Source organism: Oribacterium asaccharolyticum ACB7 (genome assembly GCF_000238075.1).
GTDB lineage: Bacteria > Bacillota > Clostridia > Lachnospirales > Lachnospiraceae > Oribacterium > Oribacterium asaccharolyticum.
This window is the reverse complement of record NZ_JH414506.1, coordinates 201,920-218,520: the sequence shown is the minus strand read 5'-3', so window position 1 is coordinate 218,520 and position 16,601 is coordinate 201,920. Positions and strand designations below refer to the sequence as shown.

The 16,601-nt window shown below is 45.6% G+C and carries 13 protein-coding genes; 12 read left to right on the top strand and 1 reads right to left on the bottom strand.

Annotated features, from left to right (window positions below; genetic code table 11):
* Positions 1-57: 57 nt before the first annotated feature.
* The 9 genes from HMPREF9624_RS08780 to greA all read left to right on the top strand — a co-directional run bounded on the left by HMPREF9624_RS08780 (position 58) and on the right by greA (position 10,292).
* Positions 58-1,773 carry a putative manganese-dependent inorganic diphosphatase gene (locus HMPREF9624_RS08780; protein WP_009537447.1) on the top strand — a complete coding sequence of 572 codons (1,716 nt, stop codon included), beginning with the start codon at positions 58-60 and terminating at the stop codon, positions 1,771-1,773.
* A 124-nt stretch (positions 1,774-1,897) separates the two neighbouring features.
* Positions 1,898-2,398: a shikimate kinase gene (locus HMPREF9624_RS08775; RefSeq protein WP_009537446.1), complete on the top strand. Its 501-nt coding sequence runs from the start codon at positions 1,898-1,900 to the stop codon at positions 2,396-2,398.
* Between the two features lie 89 nt (positions 2,399-2,487).
* Entirely contained in the window at positions 2,488-5,154 is a 2,667-nt protein-coding gene (locus tag HMPREF9624_RS08770) for an NYN domain-containing protein (RefSeq protein WP_009537445.1), read from the top strand.
* A gap of 155 nt (positions 5,155-5,309) precedes the next feature.
* The gene (locus HMPREF9624_RS08765) at positions 5,310-6,389 is read left to right on the top strand and encodes a DUF3829 domain-containing protein (protein WP_009537444.1); all 1,080 of its coding nucleotides are present in this window, start codon (positions 5,310-5,312) and stop codon (positions 6,387-6,389) included.
* Between the two features lie 323 nt (positions 6,390-6,712).
* Positions 6,713-8,035 carry a hemolysin family protein gene (locus HMPREF9624_RS08760; protein WP_009537443.1) on the top strand — a complete coding sequence of 441 codons (1,323 nt, stop codon included), beginning with the start codon at positions 6,713-6,715 and terminating at the stop codon, positions 8,033-8,035.
* Positions 8,036-8,158: 123 nt separating this feature from the next.
* The gene (locus tag HMPREF9624_RS08755) at positions 8,159-8,524 is read left to right on the top strand and encodes a FeoB-associated Cys-rich membrane protein (RefSeq protein WP_009537442.1); all 366 of its coding nucleotides are present in this window, start codon (positions 8,159-8,161) and stop codon (positions 8,522-8,524) included.
* 5 nt (positions 8,525-8,529) lie between these two features.
* Positions 8,530-9,117, top strand: coding sequence for an NUDIX domain-containing protein (locus HMPREF9624_RS08750; RefSeq protein ID WP_009428288.1), 588 nt, complete (start codon positions 8,530-8,532; stop codon positions 9,115-9,117).
* A 134-nt stretch (positions 9,118-9,251) separates the two neighbouring features.
* Entirely contained in the window at positions 9,252-9,782 is a 531-nt protein-coding gene (locus HMPREF9624_RS08745) for an adenine phosphoribosyltransferase (RefSeq protein WP_009537441.1), read from the top strand.
* Positions 9,783-9,788: 6 nt separating this feature from the next.
* The gene (gene greA, locus HMPREF9624_RS08740; RefSeq protein ID WP_009429650.1) at positions 9,789-10,292 is read left to right on the top strand and encodes a transcription elongation factor GreA; all 504 of its coding nucleotides are present in this window, start codon (positions 9,789-9,791) and stop codon (positions 10,290-10,292) included.
* Positions 10,293-10,305: 13 nt separating this feature from the next.
* On the opposite strand, the gene HMPREF9624_RS08735 is transcribed toward greA, so the two are convergent.
* On the bottom strand, positions 10,306-10,767 hold the full coding sequence (locus tag HMPREF9624_RS08735; protein ID WP_009537440.1) for a CBS domain-containing protein: 462 nt from the start codon (positions 10,765-10,767) through the stop codon (positions 10,306-10,308).
* Between the two features lie 383 nt (positions 10,768-11,150).
* Here HMPREF9624_RS08735 and HMPREF9624_RS08730 point away from each other — a divergent pair, with 383 nt between their 5' ends.
* The 3 genes from HMPREF9624_RS08730 (at position 11,151) to nrdD (ending at position 16,539) form a co-directional block, all read left to right on the top strand.
* Positions 11,151-13,418 (top strand): RelA/SpoT family protein, encoded by a 2,268-nt coding sequence (locus HMPREF9624_RS08730; RefSeq protein ID WP_009429649.1) that lies wholly within the window; start codon positions 11,151-11,153, stop codon positions 13,416-13,418.
* Entirely contained in the window at positions 13,418-14,059 is a 642-nt protein-coding gene (locus HMPREF9624_RS08725) for an MBL fold metallo-hydrolase (protein ID WP_009537439.1), read from the top strand. Before HMPREF9624_RS08730 ends, HMPREF9624_RS08725 begins: the two co-directional genes overlap by 1 nt.
* A gap of 284 nt (positions 14,060-14,343) precedes the next feature.
* Positions 14,344-16,539 (top strand): anaerobic ribonucleoside-triphosphate reductase, encoded by a 2,196-nt coding sequence (gene nrdD / locus HMPREF9624_RS08720; protein WP_009537438.1) that lies wholly within the window; start codon positions 14,344-14,346, stop codon positions 16,537-16,539.
* Positions 16,540-16,601: the final 62 nt, after the last annotated feature.

Below are 16,601 nucleotides of genomic sequence, written 5' to 3'. Positions count from 1 at the left end.
ACGGAACAGTACTTGCAATAAGATTTTTTCCAATAGAGTAAAAGAAAGGAAAAAGATATGTCGATAGTAGAGGAACAGCTTTCTCATAACATGGAAAGAGATATACTCGTGACCGGACATCGGAACCCGGACACCGATTCCATCTGTGCAGCCATTGCTTACGCGCGTTTAAAAAATATAATCAACCATACCAATCGCTACATTCCCTGTCGGGCGGGAAATCCCAATACAGAGACAAGTTTCGTATTAGACTATTTTAAGGAGGAGAAGCCGCGCTTACTGGAGAGTGTAAAAACGCAGGTTTCGGATGTGGCTTATCGAAAGACGCTGGGAGTTCCTAAAAATATGTCGTTAAAGCAGGCATATCAGATTATGCGGGACAGCCATGTCGTGACACTTCCGGCAGTCACGGAGGAAGGGATTCTGGAGGGACTCATCACCATTTCGGATATTGCAAAGTCTTATATGAATGTCTATGACTCCGCCGTGATCTCTACAGCCAAAACACAATTTAAGAATATTTTGGAAACACTGGAAGCGACCCGTGTTACGGGAGATATTGAGCGCTTTTGTGAAAAAGGAAAGGTTGTGATTGCGGCAGCGAATCCCGAAATGATGAACTACTATATTGAGCCGCATGACATCGTGATTCTGGGAAATCGTGCGGAGAGTCAGCTCTCTGCTCTGGATAACGGGGCGGATTGCATCATCATCTGTGAGGGTGCCAATGTTTCCCCGACGATTCGGGACCTTGCGGAACATAACGGCATGATTATTATGGTGACCTCCTATGATGCCTATACGGCAGCACGCCTCATTAACCAGTCCATTCCGATTGATTTTTTCATGACCAAGGAAGGAATTCTCAGCTTTGAGGAAGACGACTATATCGATGATATTAAAGAGGTTATGGCGAACAAGCGACACAGAGATTTTCCTGTTTTAAATAAGGAAGGAAAATATCTGGGGATGATTTCCCGCAGAAATTTGCTCGGCGCACACGGGAAGCAAGTCATCATGGTCGATCACAATGAGCTTGGGCAGGCTCTGGAAGGGATGGAAAATGCCGAAATTCTGGAAATTATTGATCATCACCGGCTGGGCACCATACAAACACTCTCTCCGGTGAGCTTCAGAAACCAGCCGCTGGGCTGTTGCAGCACCATTATTTACCAGATTTACAAGGAAAATGGGGTTTCCGTAGATAAGAAGACAGCGGGACTTTTGATGTCCGCCATCATTTCGGATACGCTCCTGTTCCGTTCTCCGACCTGCACTCCTGTGGATGAGAAGGCGGCAAGGGAACTTGCGGAAATCGCCGGTGTAGACATTGAAAAGTACGCAATGGAAATGTTTGCGACCACCTCCAATTTAAAGAAAAAGACTGATAAGGAGATTTTCTATCAGGATTTCAAGATTTTTTCCGCCGGAAAGATTCGTTTCGGTGTGAGCCAGATTACTTCCTTAAATGAAGAAGAGCTTACTGCGCTGCAGAAGAGATTGCTGCATTTTGCAAAGACGGCTTTGGAAGTGGAAAATCTCGGCATGGTTTTTGTCATGCTCACGAATATCTTGGAGCAGGATACGGTACTCCTTGCCGTGGGATCTCATTCCGGGGAATTGATGCATATGGCCTTTTCCAATGAACCGGAGAAGCTGCAGTTTCAATTGGATAAGGAGAACGTGGAGGGCTATTCCCTGCGGATTCCGGGAATGGTATCCCGTAAGAAGCAGTTGATTCCGCCGCTTTCCCTTTTTGCGGAGCAGCTGTAAGGAGAGCCGGATAACTCCCGCGGGGAGGAACGATGGCTTGGAGAACTGCGGTTCAGTAAGGAACAGCAAGGATACCCCCCGCGGGGAGGAAGATGGAAAAGGAAAGCAAAAAGAGGAAATACGAATGAATATATGTCTAATCGGCATGCCTTCCAGCGGAAAGAGCGTTCTGGGAAAGATGCTGGCTAAAAGAAGAAAAATGACTTTCCTGGATTTGGATACTCTGATTCAAAAAAATACCGGGAAGCTGCTTCGGGAAATCATTGCAGAAGAAGGCAGGGAGGGGTTTCTACGTTTGGAAGAGGAAACCGGAGCCTCTCTTTCGGTGGAGAATACGGTGATTGCACCGGGCGGTTCCATCTGCTACGGAGAAAAAGCGATGCGACATCTGCAAAAGATTTCGAGAGTGATTTTCCTGGATATTCCCTATGAAGAAATGCTGAAGAGAATCGGTGATCCGGTAAAACGCGGCGTGGCGATTCCGGAAGGCTTTACCTTGAAGGACTTGTATGAGGAGAGGACGGCACTTTATCGGAAATATGCGGAATATACACTGGAAGAGCGTGGCCTGTCTTCCGGGGCTTGCGTGCAGAAGATAATGCAGTATCTGGACAGTGCAGAATAAGAGCGTTTTTTTCGATATAAGAGAGCACGCGGATATTCCTTACGGATCATGATGCAAAAGAGTCGGAAACGGAGAACAGGCAGTAAAAGATGGAAAATATCGTTCTGGGCTTTTTGGCCCATGTTGACAGAGGAAAAACCAGTCTTTCGGAAAGTTTGATTTTTGAAAGCGGGGAGATTCGGAAAAAAGGCCGTGTGGATCATGGAGACAGTGTGCTGGACCATGATGACTTGGAGCGGAAAAAAGGAATAACGATTTATGCAAAGAGTGTTTATTTTACGAGGGAAAATAAGCGCTTTTTTCTTTTGGATACACCGGGACACAGAGAGTTCTCCGGAGAGATGGAAAGAGCCTTAAAGGTACTGGACTACGGAGTTCTTATTTTGGATGCCAGAGAAGGAATCGGAAAACGGGAAGAAGAATTGCGGGACCTTATCGAAAGGGAAAGGCTTCCTCTCTTTATTTTTGTGAATAAAATGGACTTATTTCAAGGGGAAAGGGAGCGTATTATAGAGGAGCTTAAAATCCATTTTCCAAAGCAGAATGTCCTCGATTTTACCGCCTTTACGGGTATGGCACTTCGGATGAAAGAGGGAGACGGAGGGGCAGCGAACAAAGAAACGGAAAGCGATTCGTTAAGTAAAGAGGAGAGAGAACTGATGGAATCCATAGCCCTCTCCTCTTTGGAGAGTACGGAGGAATATCTGGAGAGCGGAAATGTAAGTCCGGAACGTGTACGCAGTTTGATACGAAAAGCGACTCTTATCCCCGTATTTTTCGGATCGGCTTTAAAGCAGGAGGGGATTGGTCCCTTTTTAGAGGCGCTTACCGTCCTTTGCATCAATCCGAAAGCGGAAGCCCAGCAAGAGGAGAAGAGAGGCTATATTTATAAAATTACCCGGGATGAAAAGGGCAGAAGAGTGGCGAAGGCCAGACTTTTCACGGGACGCTTAACTTTACGGGAAGAGTGGCTTCCCGGGGAAAAACTGACGGAAATCAGACTGGAAGAAGGTGAAAAATATACGGAACTGAGTGAGGTTCAAGCGGGGAGTCTCTTTACTGCACCGGTTTCGGAAAGAATCAGTCCGGGTGCCTTCCCGTTTGAGAAGGAAAAAGAAATGCAAGAAGGAAGCCTTATTCAAGTGGAGCTTTCGATTCAAGAGGGAGATATTTTGCGCTATGCGGAAGAGATTCGAGATCTCTCCGAAGAATTCCCGGAGTGGGATATGCATATCGCGGAAGAGGGGAAAAAAGTCCGTATTCGTTCGCTTGGAGCCTTGCAGCGAGAACTTCTGGAGGATCTTTTCCGGAAGAGGACAGGACAGACTGTGGTATTTTCTCCCATAGAATTGATTTACGGGGAGGGGCCGAGGAAGGAAGCTTACGGAAGAGCGGTAATAGAGAGTCCGGGGCATTATTTTGCTTTAAGCCTGCGCCTTTTTCCCTCTGAAGAAGGACAGAAGAGTAGCGGAAATACGGAAAAGGCGGAAGAAGAGAAACCCGGGAGAATCGGCTTTGCAGAGAATCTGAACTTGCGAAAGGATTGGATGAGCCGTTTAGAGACGGAGTGGCAGGCAGTGGAGATAAAGGGGCCTTGCCTCGGCGGGCCGTATACGCACTACGGAATTGAAATTATAGAGGCGGACTATCGGGAGAGCAGTTCCTATTTTACGGATTTGAAAGCGGCGGTTTCGGAGGCTCTTTTTATGGCGGAGAAAAGTGCCGGACTTCACCTTTTTCAGCCCTGCTTTTCCTATTCCGTCGCTGTGAAGCAGACTGAACTTGGGGCAGTCATGCAAACGATAGAAAGAGCAAAGGGACGTCAGGAGGAGCTCTTACAAGAAGGAGAAAGAGTCATTCTTAAGGGGAGGCTGTCCGGAGAGAACCTTCCCTCCCTGCTGGGGGATTTACAGAGGCTTCAGGCGGAGGTCGGCTATCGCTTTTCTTCTTTTGAGAAGCTTACGGAAGAAAAAGAAAGTGAAATCCTTTTGGAACGTACCGGTGATTCGGAACAAACGGATAAACTTCTTTTTGGAGCGGATGAATCCGCACAGGACTTCTTCCCGGAGGAAGAGGAGGCTTCGGAAGGGCATAGCGTGCCAAGAGAAGCGAAGACTAAGGAAGGCAAAAAGAAAAAAGAAAAAACCGGAGCCTATATTCAGGATATCGAACTCGAGGAAATCTTTTTAAGAACCTTCGGCCCTGTACGGAACAGGGGAAAGGAAGCCCTGCTCTCCGAACAAAAGCTTATTTTATCCAGAGAAAAAGAAGAGAAGCAGAGAGCGGCAAGGGAGCAGTATGAAAAGAAGAGCACGGTTTCGAAGAAAAAATTGCTCCTTGTGGACGGCTATAATTTTATGTTTGCAAAAGATGCTCTAAAGGAACTTGCAAAAGAGGATCTTATGGCGGGGCGGGAGAAGGTCATTCAGTATTTGTCCGAATATGCGGTATTTTACGATACGGAGGTTTATCTTATCTTTGATGCGTATCATGTAAAGGGAAACCCCGGAACGAAACAGCGGTTCGGGAAAAATCTGGAGCTGATTTTTACAAAGGAAGGAGAAAGTGCCGATTTTACCTTGACCAAAATGGCGAAGGAATTCTCGGAAAAGGGAAGAGCTGTCAGCATTGTGACCTCGGATCAGGCGGTGCAGGTGCAGGCTTTTTCCGGAAAAGGGGTCAGCCGTTATTCTTCACGAGAATTTTACGGCATCCTGGAAGAGATGCGACGGCAGATTTCTGAAATGGAGCTGTGATTCCATTTGACCGACCTTTTTAAGGATGGTAGAATACAAAACGTACGAAGAAAAACGATGATATTAATTTTAACTATATTTATTTAAAATTAAAGGAATTTCGTTTTGTCGATTAAATATGTTTAGAACAGCCTAGTAAAAAAGGGAGAGAAAAAGTGAAAAAAATCAGTCTGGGACTAACGGTACTTGTATTAATCTGCAGTCTTTCCGCCTGCAAAGAATTGAAGGATGCACAGAATGCCTTTCAGAATGAAAAGGGGAATACCGATAACGGAAAGAATGAGGCACTGAACAATCTGATGGGAGCCCTTCAGGGAGATAAAGACTCCTATGAAGACCTTCCTCCGGCAAGCGACTTGGAAGCCTATAACAACTATGTTGATTTAAGTAACTTTATGACCGGAGATGTGGAAGAATCTCTGGATCGATATTTTAACGGTGTAGCCGCATCGGGAGACTTTTCTCCTATTGAGGGGGGATCTTATATCACGACAACCTTCAGCAATCAGGATTATGAATTCCTGGATGAGGTGGAATCGCAAGCGGATTTGGGCACAAGCTATAAGGAAATAGATGAGCATGCGCTTACCCTGATTCCGACCTTAAGAGCCTTAATGGAGGTTTTGGATGAAGCCGGAAACTACGGAAATCAGAAGGGCTATCTGGATGACAATTATGCCAAGGGACAGGAAATTCACAGTCGTTTTGTTCCGGCAGTCAATGCTTATGACGATGAGAGACTTCCCTACTTAAACAGCTTAAGAGCGATTTTACAGGAACAGCAGGCGAGAGACCTGGAGCGTTTCGAAAAGGAAGGCTATACGGTTCGCTATCAGATGCTGAAGCTCACGATGTTAAAGTCTGAAATCATGAATGCCATTTACAAGCAGGAGGATATCTCGGATGAAAATGTCCTTTCTCTGGATGTGACGGAGATTCGTCCGAAATACGAGGAAATGGCCGCAGTACTTGCCGAATTTGCAGTGAACTTCAAGGATGAAGCGGAGCTGGAAAAGGAAGGCTTTGAAAGCTATAAGAGCGGACAGCTCAGTTTCTTTAACAATGCCATTACAGAGTTCAAGGTACAGACGCAGGCCTTACTTTCCCGTGTGGATGAGCAGAGAGCGTACTCTGAAGCGGAGAAATTAACTCTCAGCACAACGGAAGGATCCTTGGAGCGTTTGATAAAGTGCGGTTCAGATGTGACTTCCCGCTATAATGATGTAATAGGCTAAGAAGGAGCTGCCCGGAGGGACAATTTCCTCCTTTCTTATAGCCGGAAGGAATAAGCCGAAGAGTTATAAGACGGGAAATTTGACAAAGCAGAGAAGTTTCCGTATAATCCCGTTATTAATCAAAGACAACTTGGGAAAGGAACAGTCATGGACGACGGAGACGGGAATACAGAAACCCCTACTCTAAGTATTACAATCATGTTTAAAGGATAGAAAAGAAGGTATAGTGGAATTCTGCTATGCCTTTTTCTGCTTGTAAAAAAACGTTGTTTCAGGGTGTTTTCAGAAGTAAGTTGAAGTTTAAGGAGGAATAAAGGACCGCTATGGTGGGAAGAGTTATACTCTTATTTATATTGATTTTGGTAAACGGATTTTTTTCCTGTGCGGAAATCGCCGTTTTACAGGTAGGGGAAGCAAAGATAAGGAAATTGAGTGAGGAAGGAAACAAGAAGGCAAAGAAGCTTTTAAAATTCACGGAGGAACCTTCTCGCTTTTTGTCAACGATACAGGTAGCGATTACTCTTGCCGGCTTTCTTTCCAGTGCTTTTGCGGCCGAGGGCTTTGCGGGGCTATTGGACAGTTCGGTCATGCGTTTTATTCCGGGCTTAAGGGTAGAGGTGATTCATCCCATTTCCATTGTGCTGATTACACTTATTTTATCCTACATCAGTATTGTTTTCGGAGAACTTGTTCCGAAGAGGCTTGCACAGGTGCATACCGAGGCCATTGCTTTGAATATTGCTTCGATTCTTGTCCTTGTTTCCGTATTGGCAACGCCTCTCGTTTTTCTTCTTTCCGCATCCACCAATGCCATTCTTCGTTTAATCGGCATCGATCCGGATGAAGACCCTTCTCACATTTCCGAGGAAGACATCCTGATGATGGTGGATGAAGGCCTGGAAAAGGGAACCATAGAGTCTTCGGAAAATGAGTTTATTCAGAATGTTTTCGAATTTAATGATTTGACGGTGGAGGATGTCTGCACCCACAGAACCGATGTGGCAATGCTTTATATTGAAGATACGGACAGGCAGTGGAGAAAGACCATTCATGAGCATCGCTTCGCCTGCTATCCGATTTGCGGAAAAGACGATGACGACATCATCGGTATTTTGAACACCAAGGACTATTTCCGTCTGAATGATCTGAGTCGTCAGAATGTGATGAAAAATGCGGTAGACCGCCCTTTCTTTATTTCACAGAATATGAAGGTGTCCGATCTTTTTGAAACCATGAAGAAGGAGAGAAAATACTACGGCGTGGTGCTCGATGAGTATGGAGGGATGACGGGGATTGTTACCTTGCATGACCTGATTGAAGCCCTGGTGGGAGACCTGCAGGAAGAAGATGAGATTCCCGAGCCGGAGCCGATTGAGGCGGTAGGAGAAAAGGAATGGATCATTCTCGGTACTGCAGATTTGGAAGACGTCAACGAAGAATTAAAGATTCATCTGGATCCGGAAGCGGCAGACACCTTCGGCGGATACATCATGGGGATTCTCGGTAAGGTACCGGAGGACGGAAGCACTTTCCACCTGGATACGGATAATTTAAGCATTGATGTAGCGGAGATTAAGGGGCACAGAATCGGAAAGACGGTAGTGCGCTTAATCGAGTCGGAGGAGAAAAAAGAAGAGGAAGACTGATACAGGAATTCTTTTTTAAGAAAATTTTCCCTTGAAAAGCCTGAAAAATGGAGTTAGATTTAGCTAATTCAGTTTACTTTTGAGGAAAGAATATCTCGTCTACAAAGATAAGGAGGCAGAAAAATGGGAAATTATGTGATTGGTGCTTTAATTGCAGTGATTGTGTTTTTTGCAGTACGGAGTATGATTAAAAGAGGGAAGAGCGGTTGTTGCGGCGGAGGAGAGTGTTCCGTTCGAAAAGTCGGAGTGAAAGACGACAATCCTCAGCATTATCCGTTCAAGGCTGTACTGAATGTGGAAGATATGCACTGTGAAAACTGTAAGAATAAGGTGGAAAATGCCCTGAATTCCGTTGATGGAGTCTGGGGAATCGTAGACCTGAAGAAGAACACCGCGGAAGTTCGCATGAAGGAAGCACATAGTGAGCTGGAAATTCGAGAGTGGGTGAATAAGGCGGGCTATGGCGTTTCTCATGTGGATATGGAGTAATAAAAATGAAAGAAGAGACGAAAGACTTTCAGAAGGAAGATGCGGAGGTAAAAAAACCGGTAACGCTTCTGGAAAGAACTTTAAAGTACAAGGGTTCCGTTTTAGAGGTCTATGATGACTATGTCGATGTGGGAGGGCATAAGACCCACTGGGACTTTATTCACCACATGGGGGCGGCTGCCGTACTTCCGGTGCTTGCCAATGGAAAGATTCTGATGGTGAAACAGTTTCGTCATGCGCTGAACCGTTATACCTTGGAAATTCCTGCCGGGAAGAGAGACAGCGAGGACGAGGATTTTCTTCTTTGCGCGAAGCGGGAATTGCAGGAGGAAACGGGCTTCAGCAGTGCAAACTGGGAGTTCTTACTCTTTGTGAATACTACGGTGGCCTTTTTAGATGAAAAAATAGGCATCTATGTGGCAAAAGACTTGCAAAAGGGAGAGCAGCATTTTGACGTGGATGAGGAGATTTTCCTGGAGGAATGGGAACTTTCCGACCTGCAGGAGTTGATTTTTGCCGGGAAGCTGACGGACGGGAAAACCGTGGCGGCGATACAGAGTTATGCGGTAAAGCTGCAAAAAGAGAAGCAGTAGTTATGGAGGACGAGAATAGTGCATAAGCGCAATATTCCGTTCATAACAAGTAACGTGCGTAAAGCGTGCGGTATCAAGTTTTAGGGGGATTTATTCGCCGATTGAGGAAAGGCGAGTAAAGAAATGAGGAGAGTATGAAAAAAGAGCATTTGGCAGATTATGTTTTATCCATTCCGGATTTTCCCGAGAAAGGTATCATCTTCAGAGATATTACTTCTTTGATTCAAGACCCGGACGGACTGAAGGATTCCGTAGACGGACTCATTCATTCTCTTAAGGGAATTGACTTTGATTTGGTAATCGGTTTGGAAAGCCGAGGCTTTATTTTCGGAACGGCAATTGCCTATGAGATGCATAAAGGATTTGTGCCGGTGAGAAAGAAGGGGAAACTCCCCAGAGAAACGGTTTCCGTAGCCTATGATCTGGAATACGGTAAGGCGGAGGTGGAAATTCATAAAGATGCCATTCAAAAAGGGATGAAGGTAGTGATTGTGGATGATTTGATTGCCACCGGAGGGACCTTGGAAGCGGCTTGTAAGCTCGTGGAAAAGCTGGGGGGAGAAGTAGTCAAGATTTCCGTGGTCATGGAGCTTGCCGGACTGGAAGGAAGAAAGAAGCTTGCCGGTTACGAACTGGAATCGCTTATTTGTTATGAAGGAAAATAATCTGTCATGTCTGAAGAATTAACGAAAGAGGATGTCCGAAAGATTGAGGCGGAGATTCTGAAAAGAAAGCTGGAGCTTCGTCCGAATCTGATTGAAGCGGTGAAGGAAGCCAGAGCGCAGGGAGACTTGTCGGAAAACTTTGAGTACTATGCCGCAAAGAGAGAGAAAAATCAGAATGAGTCCCGTATCCGTTATCTGGAAAGAATTTTGAAGTTTGCCAAAGTGATTTCCACAGAAAGCAAGGCGGATGAGGTGGGAATGAATGATACGGTGACCCTCTATTTTCCGGAAGAGGAAGAAGAGGAGGTCTACCGCATCGTGACTTCCATCCGCGGACAGTCCCTGGAAGGGAAAATCTCCAACATCTCCCCTTTGGGGAAGGCGATTATCGGAAAGAAACTCGGCCAGAGAGTTGAAGTTCTACCGGAAAACGGGATTTCGTATTCCGTGGAGATTCGAAAAATAGAAAAAACGGGAGAAAAAGAAGAAGAGAGCATCCGAAAGTTTTAGATGCTCTCTTTTTTTAGCCCGAACTGACTCTGTCTAAAGGAATAGCATTAAGGGCCTCCGCGTCCAGATGATGGAAGTCGGCATGGCGGTAGAGATAATTCATAATCTCTCTGCGCTTTACAATCCCGATAAAGTGCCCTACATCATCAACGACCGGCACAAAATTCTGTGTAACGGCCTTGTGCACCAGGCTCTCCATAGAGCTGTTGATGCCAACCGCCTCAAAATGCTTTCGCATAGGGATGTCCTTTACCAGAACTTTTTCGGATTCCCGTAAGTCCAGTTTCAATTGATTTTTGATTTCCCATAAGAGGTCCCCTTCGGTCAGGGTCCCTGCAAATTTTCCATCCTTTGTCAGTACCGGGATAGAAGAATAACGATGAAATTCCATCTTTTCCAAGGTGTTTCGCAAGCTATCTTCTTCTTCCACATAAGCTACATCACACTTCGGGGTCATGAAAAATAAAATATTCATAAAAGCACAACCTCTCACTTTCTTGTTTGCCTTTACTATATCGACTGTTTTTCTAAAAAAATTGAAGCAATACAAGGAAATCATTGCTTTTTCACGATTCACTCGGTTTCTCGATAAGGCACGTTCTCACTCCGGCTTCCTGAAGGAAATTTTAGCGGAAAGATATGACGGAATTGTGTCTTTGTCCTTAATAAAAATAGAAATATACGAGAGCATCTCGCTGAAAAAAATTTTTTTTTCAGCAGAATAGAGAATAGAGTAAAGATTTTGTCAGTTGATAAAGAATAGAGAATAGAGTAATCAGAATAGAGAATAGAGAGGCATTTTGACAAGGCTTAAGGAACAGGGTAAAATAGCCGTATATTGTAGGAATGGGAGTCATTATGCTGATAGATAAGAAGGAAGACAGGGCTCTGGAGAGACCGAAAGACAATACGCCTCCTGAAGAGCTGTTAGAGATGCTTCTTAAAGATGTGCGTTCCTATCATCCTTCGGAAGACCTTTCCATGATTACGAAGGCTTACGAAGTGGCGAAGGAGCAACATAAGGAGCAGAAGAGAAAGTCAGGGGAACCCTATATTATACATCCGCTTTGCGTTGCGATTATTCTTGCCGATTTGGAGATGGACAAAGAAACCATTGCGGCAGGGCTTCTTCATGATGTGGTGGAAGATACGGGCATGACCCTGGAGGAGGTAGAGAAGGAGTTTAATCCGGATGTGGCTACCCTGGTAGACGGCGTAACCAAACTGACAAAATTGAATCTGAATTCGGATAAGGTGGAGATGCAGGCGGAGAACCTCCGAAAAATGTTTGTCTCCATGGCCAAGGATATTCGAGTTATTATTATAAAGCTTGCCGATCGACTGCATAACTTAAGGACTCTGGAATACCAAAGCCCGGAAAAACGGAAGGAGAAAGCCAGAGAGTCTTTAGAGATTTATTCTCCTCTTGCGGACCGTCTCGGTATCAGCAAAATTAAGATTGAAATGGATGATCTCTCTTTAAAGTATTTGGAGCCGGAGGTTTACTACGATCTTGCGGATAAGGTCCATTTTAAGAGAGAGGCGAGAGAAGACCGTATCAATGCTATCGTGGAAGAGGTGCGGGAGCATATCGAGGAAAGCGGAATCGAGGCAAATATCAAGGGGAGGATTAAGCACTTTTTCTCCATCTATAAAAAGATGGTCAACCAGAATAAGACCATTGACCAGATTTACGATCTCTTTGCCATTCGGATTATTGTAGAGTCCGTGCGGGATTGCTATGCGGTGTTGGGCGTCATTCACAAGATGTACAGACCGATTCCGGGGCGTTTTAAAGACTATATTGCGATGCCGAAGCCCAATATGTACCAGTCACTGCACACTACGGTTATCGGAAGAGACGGCGTGCCTTTTGAGATTCAGATTCGAACCTTTGAGATGCACAGAACGGCAGAATTCGGTATTGCCGCACACTGGAAGTATAAGGAGCAGGGAGGCTCCGACAAGAAGGCCACGGAGACGGAGATGTCCAAAATGAAGTGGCTGCATGAAATTCTGGAATGGCAGAAGGATGAGTCGGATTCCAAGGAATTTATGAATATGGTCAAGTCCGACCTCTCTCTCTTTAATGTCAATGTATATTGCTTTACCCCTACAGGAGATGTTAAAAACCTTCCGCAGGGTTCCACGCCGATTGACTTTGCCTACTCGATTCACTCTGCCGTGGGAAATAAGATGGTCGGGGCGAAGGTCAACGATAAGCTCGTTCCGATAGAGTATCAATTACAAAATGGAGATCGTGTAGACATCATTACGAGCCAAAACTCCAGGGGACCTTCTCGGGACTGGCTGAAGATTGTCAAGTCCACGCAGGCCAAGAATAAGATTAACCAGTGGTTCCGTCATGAGCAGAAGGATGAGAATCTGGACAGGGGGAAGGATCTTCTTGATAAGTATGTGAAGGCCAAAGGGATTTCCCTTCCCGAGCTTACGAAGCCGGAATATATTGAGGCGGTTCTCCGTCGCTATAGCTATAGAGATTGGGACAGTGTTCTTGCCGCGGTAGGAAGAGGGGGAATCAAAGAGTCCCAAGTCATTGCTAAACTTCTGGATGCGAAGCACAAGGCGGAAGACAAGAATATTGATGATAAGACCGTATTAAAGAATATTGAAGATTTGACGAGGAAGCCGGAAGTCATTCGGAAGTCCAAGTCCGGTATTATTGTGAAAGGAATCCACGACCTTGCGGTGCGCTATGCCAGATGTTGTAATCCGGTGCCGGGGGATGAGGTGGTCGGTTTTGTGACGAGAGGTCGCGGTATTACGGTACATCGAACCGATTGCATTAACATCATGGATTTGTCGGAAGATGAGAAGGCAAGACGAATCGAGGTAGAGTGGGAAAGCAATCCCGGAAACGGAGAGAGTTATGCTACGGAGTTGCAGATTTTCACCAATAACCGTGTGGGCCTGATTGTGGATATTTCCAAGGTTTTATCAGACGATAACATTGCGATTCAAGGAATGAACACGCACTCCTCAAAGAACGGGAAGGTAACGATTCTTCTTTCTTTCGAGGTACCGAACAAGGAGGTTTTAAACGGGATCATCGGAAAATTAAGGAAAATCCAGGGCGTTTACGAGATAGAAAGGGGGAAGGGATAATGCTGCAGGTAAAAAGCATAGTGGTAGGCATTGTCGGAACCAATTGCTATATCGTCTATGATAAGAAGAGCAGGGATGCGGTCATAATTGATCCCGGAGCGGAAGCGGAACGGATTCTCTCCTTCCTGGAAGAAGAGGAACTGCATCCGCAGGCTATCCTTCTTACCCATGGGCATTTTGATCATATTCTTGCCGTTCCCGCTCTAAGAGAAAAATATAAGATTCCGCTTTATGCGGCGGAAGAAGAAAGAAAGATGCTTGGAAACGGGCAGCTCAATATGTCCGGAAGGGACCCGGAGGACAACGTGGAGATTCAAGACTTTACCGCGCTTCGGGACGGAGAGGAACTGGAGTTTTTAGGGAAAAAATGGAAGGTTCTGTCCACTCCGGGACACACCCGGGGGTCTATCTGCTTTTTTGTGGAGGGTGAAGTTCCCTATCTGTTCAGCGGAGACACGCTTTTTTGCGAATCCTATGGCAGGACCGATCTGTACAGCGGAAGCGAGAAAGAAATTATACGAAGTATCCGGGAAAAGCTTTTTACACTGCCGGAAGAGACGCTGGTTTTTCCGGGACATGAGGAAAGCACGACGATTCGGAATGAGAAGAGCTATAATCCGGTGAATTTTTTCAGAGAATAAAAGCCCGGAGCTTTTCAAGGAAAGAAGCTTCATTATGGAAAAAGGAAAAATGTCTAAATTTTTCCTTTTTTTTGTACTTAATTTTCTATTTTTCCCCCTTTTAAAAAGCTTATCTTTGTCGTATGATAGGGAGCGTCACACAATATATAGTGCTTGAATAGAAGAATTAAACAATATCATGTTTTGTTCGGGATTTAAGACTTGACAGGATTGGTATAAAAAAGAGAAAGCGGAAAGTGCATAGAGCCGGTCTTTTCCGGCTTTTTTCACGGCTAGGGGGAAGTATGGAAACAGAAGTTTTACTCATGAAGAATGTCATTAAGCGAAACGGGAAAGAGGTGAAGTTCGACCTTTCCAAGATTGTCCATGCCATTGAGAAGGCCAACAAGGAGGTTGATCCGATCTACCAGTTGAATGCTTATCAGATTCAGGCAGCTGCGGACAGCGTGGTAAAGAAGATTCAAACAAAAAGCTATGCCGTGAACGTAGAAGAAATCCAGGATATGGTAGAGACTGCCATTATGGAGATGCGCGGTTATGAGGTAGCACAGAAGTATGTCCGTTATCGCTATAAGAGAGAAATGGCAAGAAAGGCAAACTCTACGGATGAAGATATTTTGGCGCTTATCGATCAGGCAAACGAAGAACTGAAGCAGGAGAATTCCAATAAAAATCCGGTCATTAATTCTACCCAGAGAGATTATATGGCAGGAGAGGTTTCCAAGGACTTAACGAGGAGACTTCTGCTCCCTGAAGATATTGTGCATGCCCATGAGGACGGCATTATTCATTTCCATGATTCCGATTACTATGCACAGAAGGAGCATAACTGTGACCTCATTAACTTGGAGGATATGCTCCAGAACGGAACCGTGATTTCCGAAACCATGATTGAGAAGCCGCACAGCTTCTTTACCGCCTGCAATGTTACTACGCAGATTGTGGCACAGGTGGCCTCCAACCAGTACGGCGGGCAGTCCTTTACCCTTTCGCACCTGGCGCCCTTCGTGGACATTTCCAGACAGAAGATTAGAGAAGCGGTTATCGAGGAAAGAAAAGAGACCGGCGAAAACATGGACGAGGAAATTATCGCAAAAATTGTGAATCGTCGTCTGAAAGAAGAAATCAAGAGCGGAATCCAGACAATCCAGTATCAGCTGATTACTCTTATGACCTGTAACGGACAGGCTCCCTTTGTGACCATGTTTATGTACTTAGATGAGGTGGAGAAGGGCCCGGTACGGGATGACCTTGCCATGATTATCGAAGAGGTGCTTCGTCAGAGGATGCAGGGTGTAAAGAACGAGAAGGGCGTTTGGATTACGCCGGCCTTCCCGAAACTGATTTATGTGCTGGATGATGACAACATCCACGAGAATTCCCCCTATTACTATCTTACGGAGCTTTCCGCAAAGTGTACGGCAAAGCGAATGGTCCCCGACTATATTTCCGCAAAGAAGATGAAGGAGTATAAAGGCGGCGATGTTTATCCCTGTATGGGCTGCCGTTCCTTCCTTACGGAGGATAAAGAAGGACTCGGAGAAAACGGAAAGCACAAGTACTACGGTCGTTTTAATCAGGGTGTGGTAACGATCAATTTAGTGGATGTGGCTTGTTCTTCCGACGGAGATATGGAGAAGTTCTGGGAGATTTTAGACGAGCGCCTGGAACTTTGTCATAGAGCTCTTCGTCTTCGCCATGAAAGATTGCTCGGTACGGTATCCGATGTAGCGCCGATTCTTTGGCAATACGGCGCACTTGCAAGACTGAAGAAGGGGGAGACCATCGATAAGCTTCTCTTCAATAACTACAGCACGATTTCTCTCGGCTATGCGGGTCTGTACGAAATGTGTGTTCGGATGCTCGGTGTTTCCCATACGACAGAGCAGGGAAGAGAATTTTCCCTGAAGGTTATGGAGAAGCTGAATGATTCCTGCAAGAAGTGGAGAGAGGCGGAAAATATCAGCTACTCCGTTTACGGAACTCCAATGGAATCCACCACCTATAAGTTTGCAAAGGCTTTAAAGAAGCGTTTCGGGGAGATTCCCGGTGTAACGGACAAGAACTACATCACGAACTCCTACCATGTGCATGTTTCGGAGAAAATTGACGCGTTCTCAAAGCTTTCCTTTGAGGCGGACTTCCAGAAGCTCTCTCCGGGCGGAGCCATCAGTTATGTAGAGGTTCCGAATCTTCAGAACAATATTCCGGCGGTACTCAGCCTTATGAAGTTTATCTACGAGAACATCATGTATGCGGAGCTGAATACCAAGTCAGACTATTGTTGCGCCTGCGGTTACGACGGAGAGATTCAGATTATCGAAGACAGCTACGGAAAGCTCCAGTGGCGTTGCCCGAACTGTGGAAATACAAACCAGGACCTACTGTCCGTGGCAAGAAGAACCTGCGGCTACATCGGGACCCAGTTCTGGAATCAGGGGAGAACACAGGAGATTAAGGATAGGGTACTTCACCTGTAGACTTTATATAAAGACAGTGTGTGGACAATTTTGCGTATATGGAAATAAGGGGTAATCTGAGC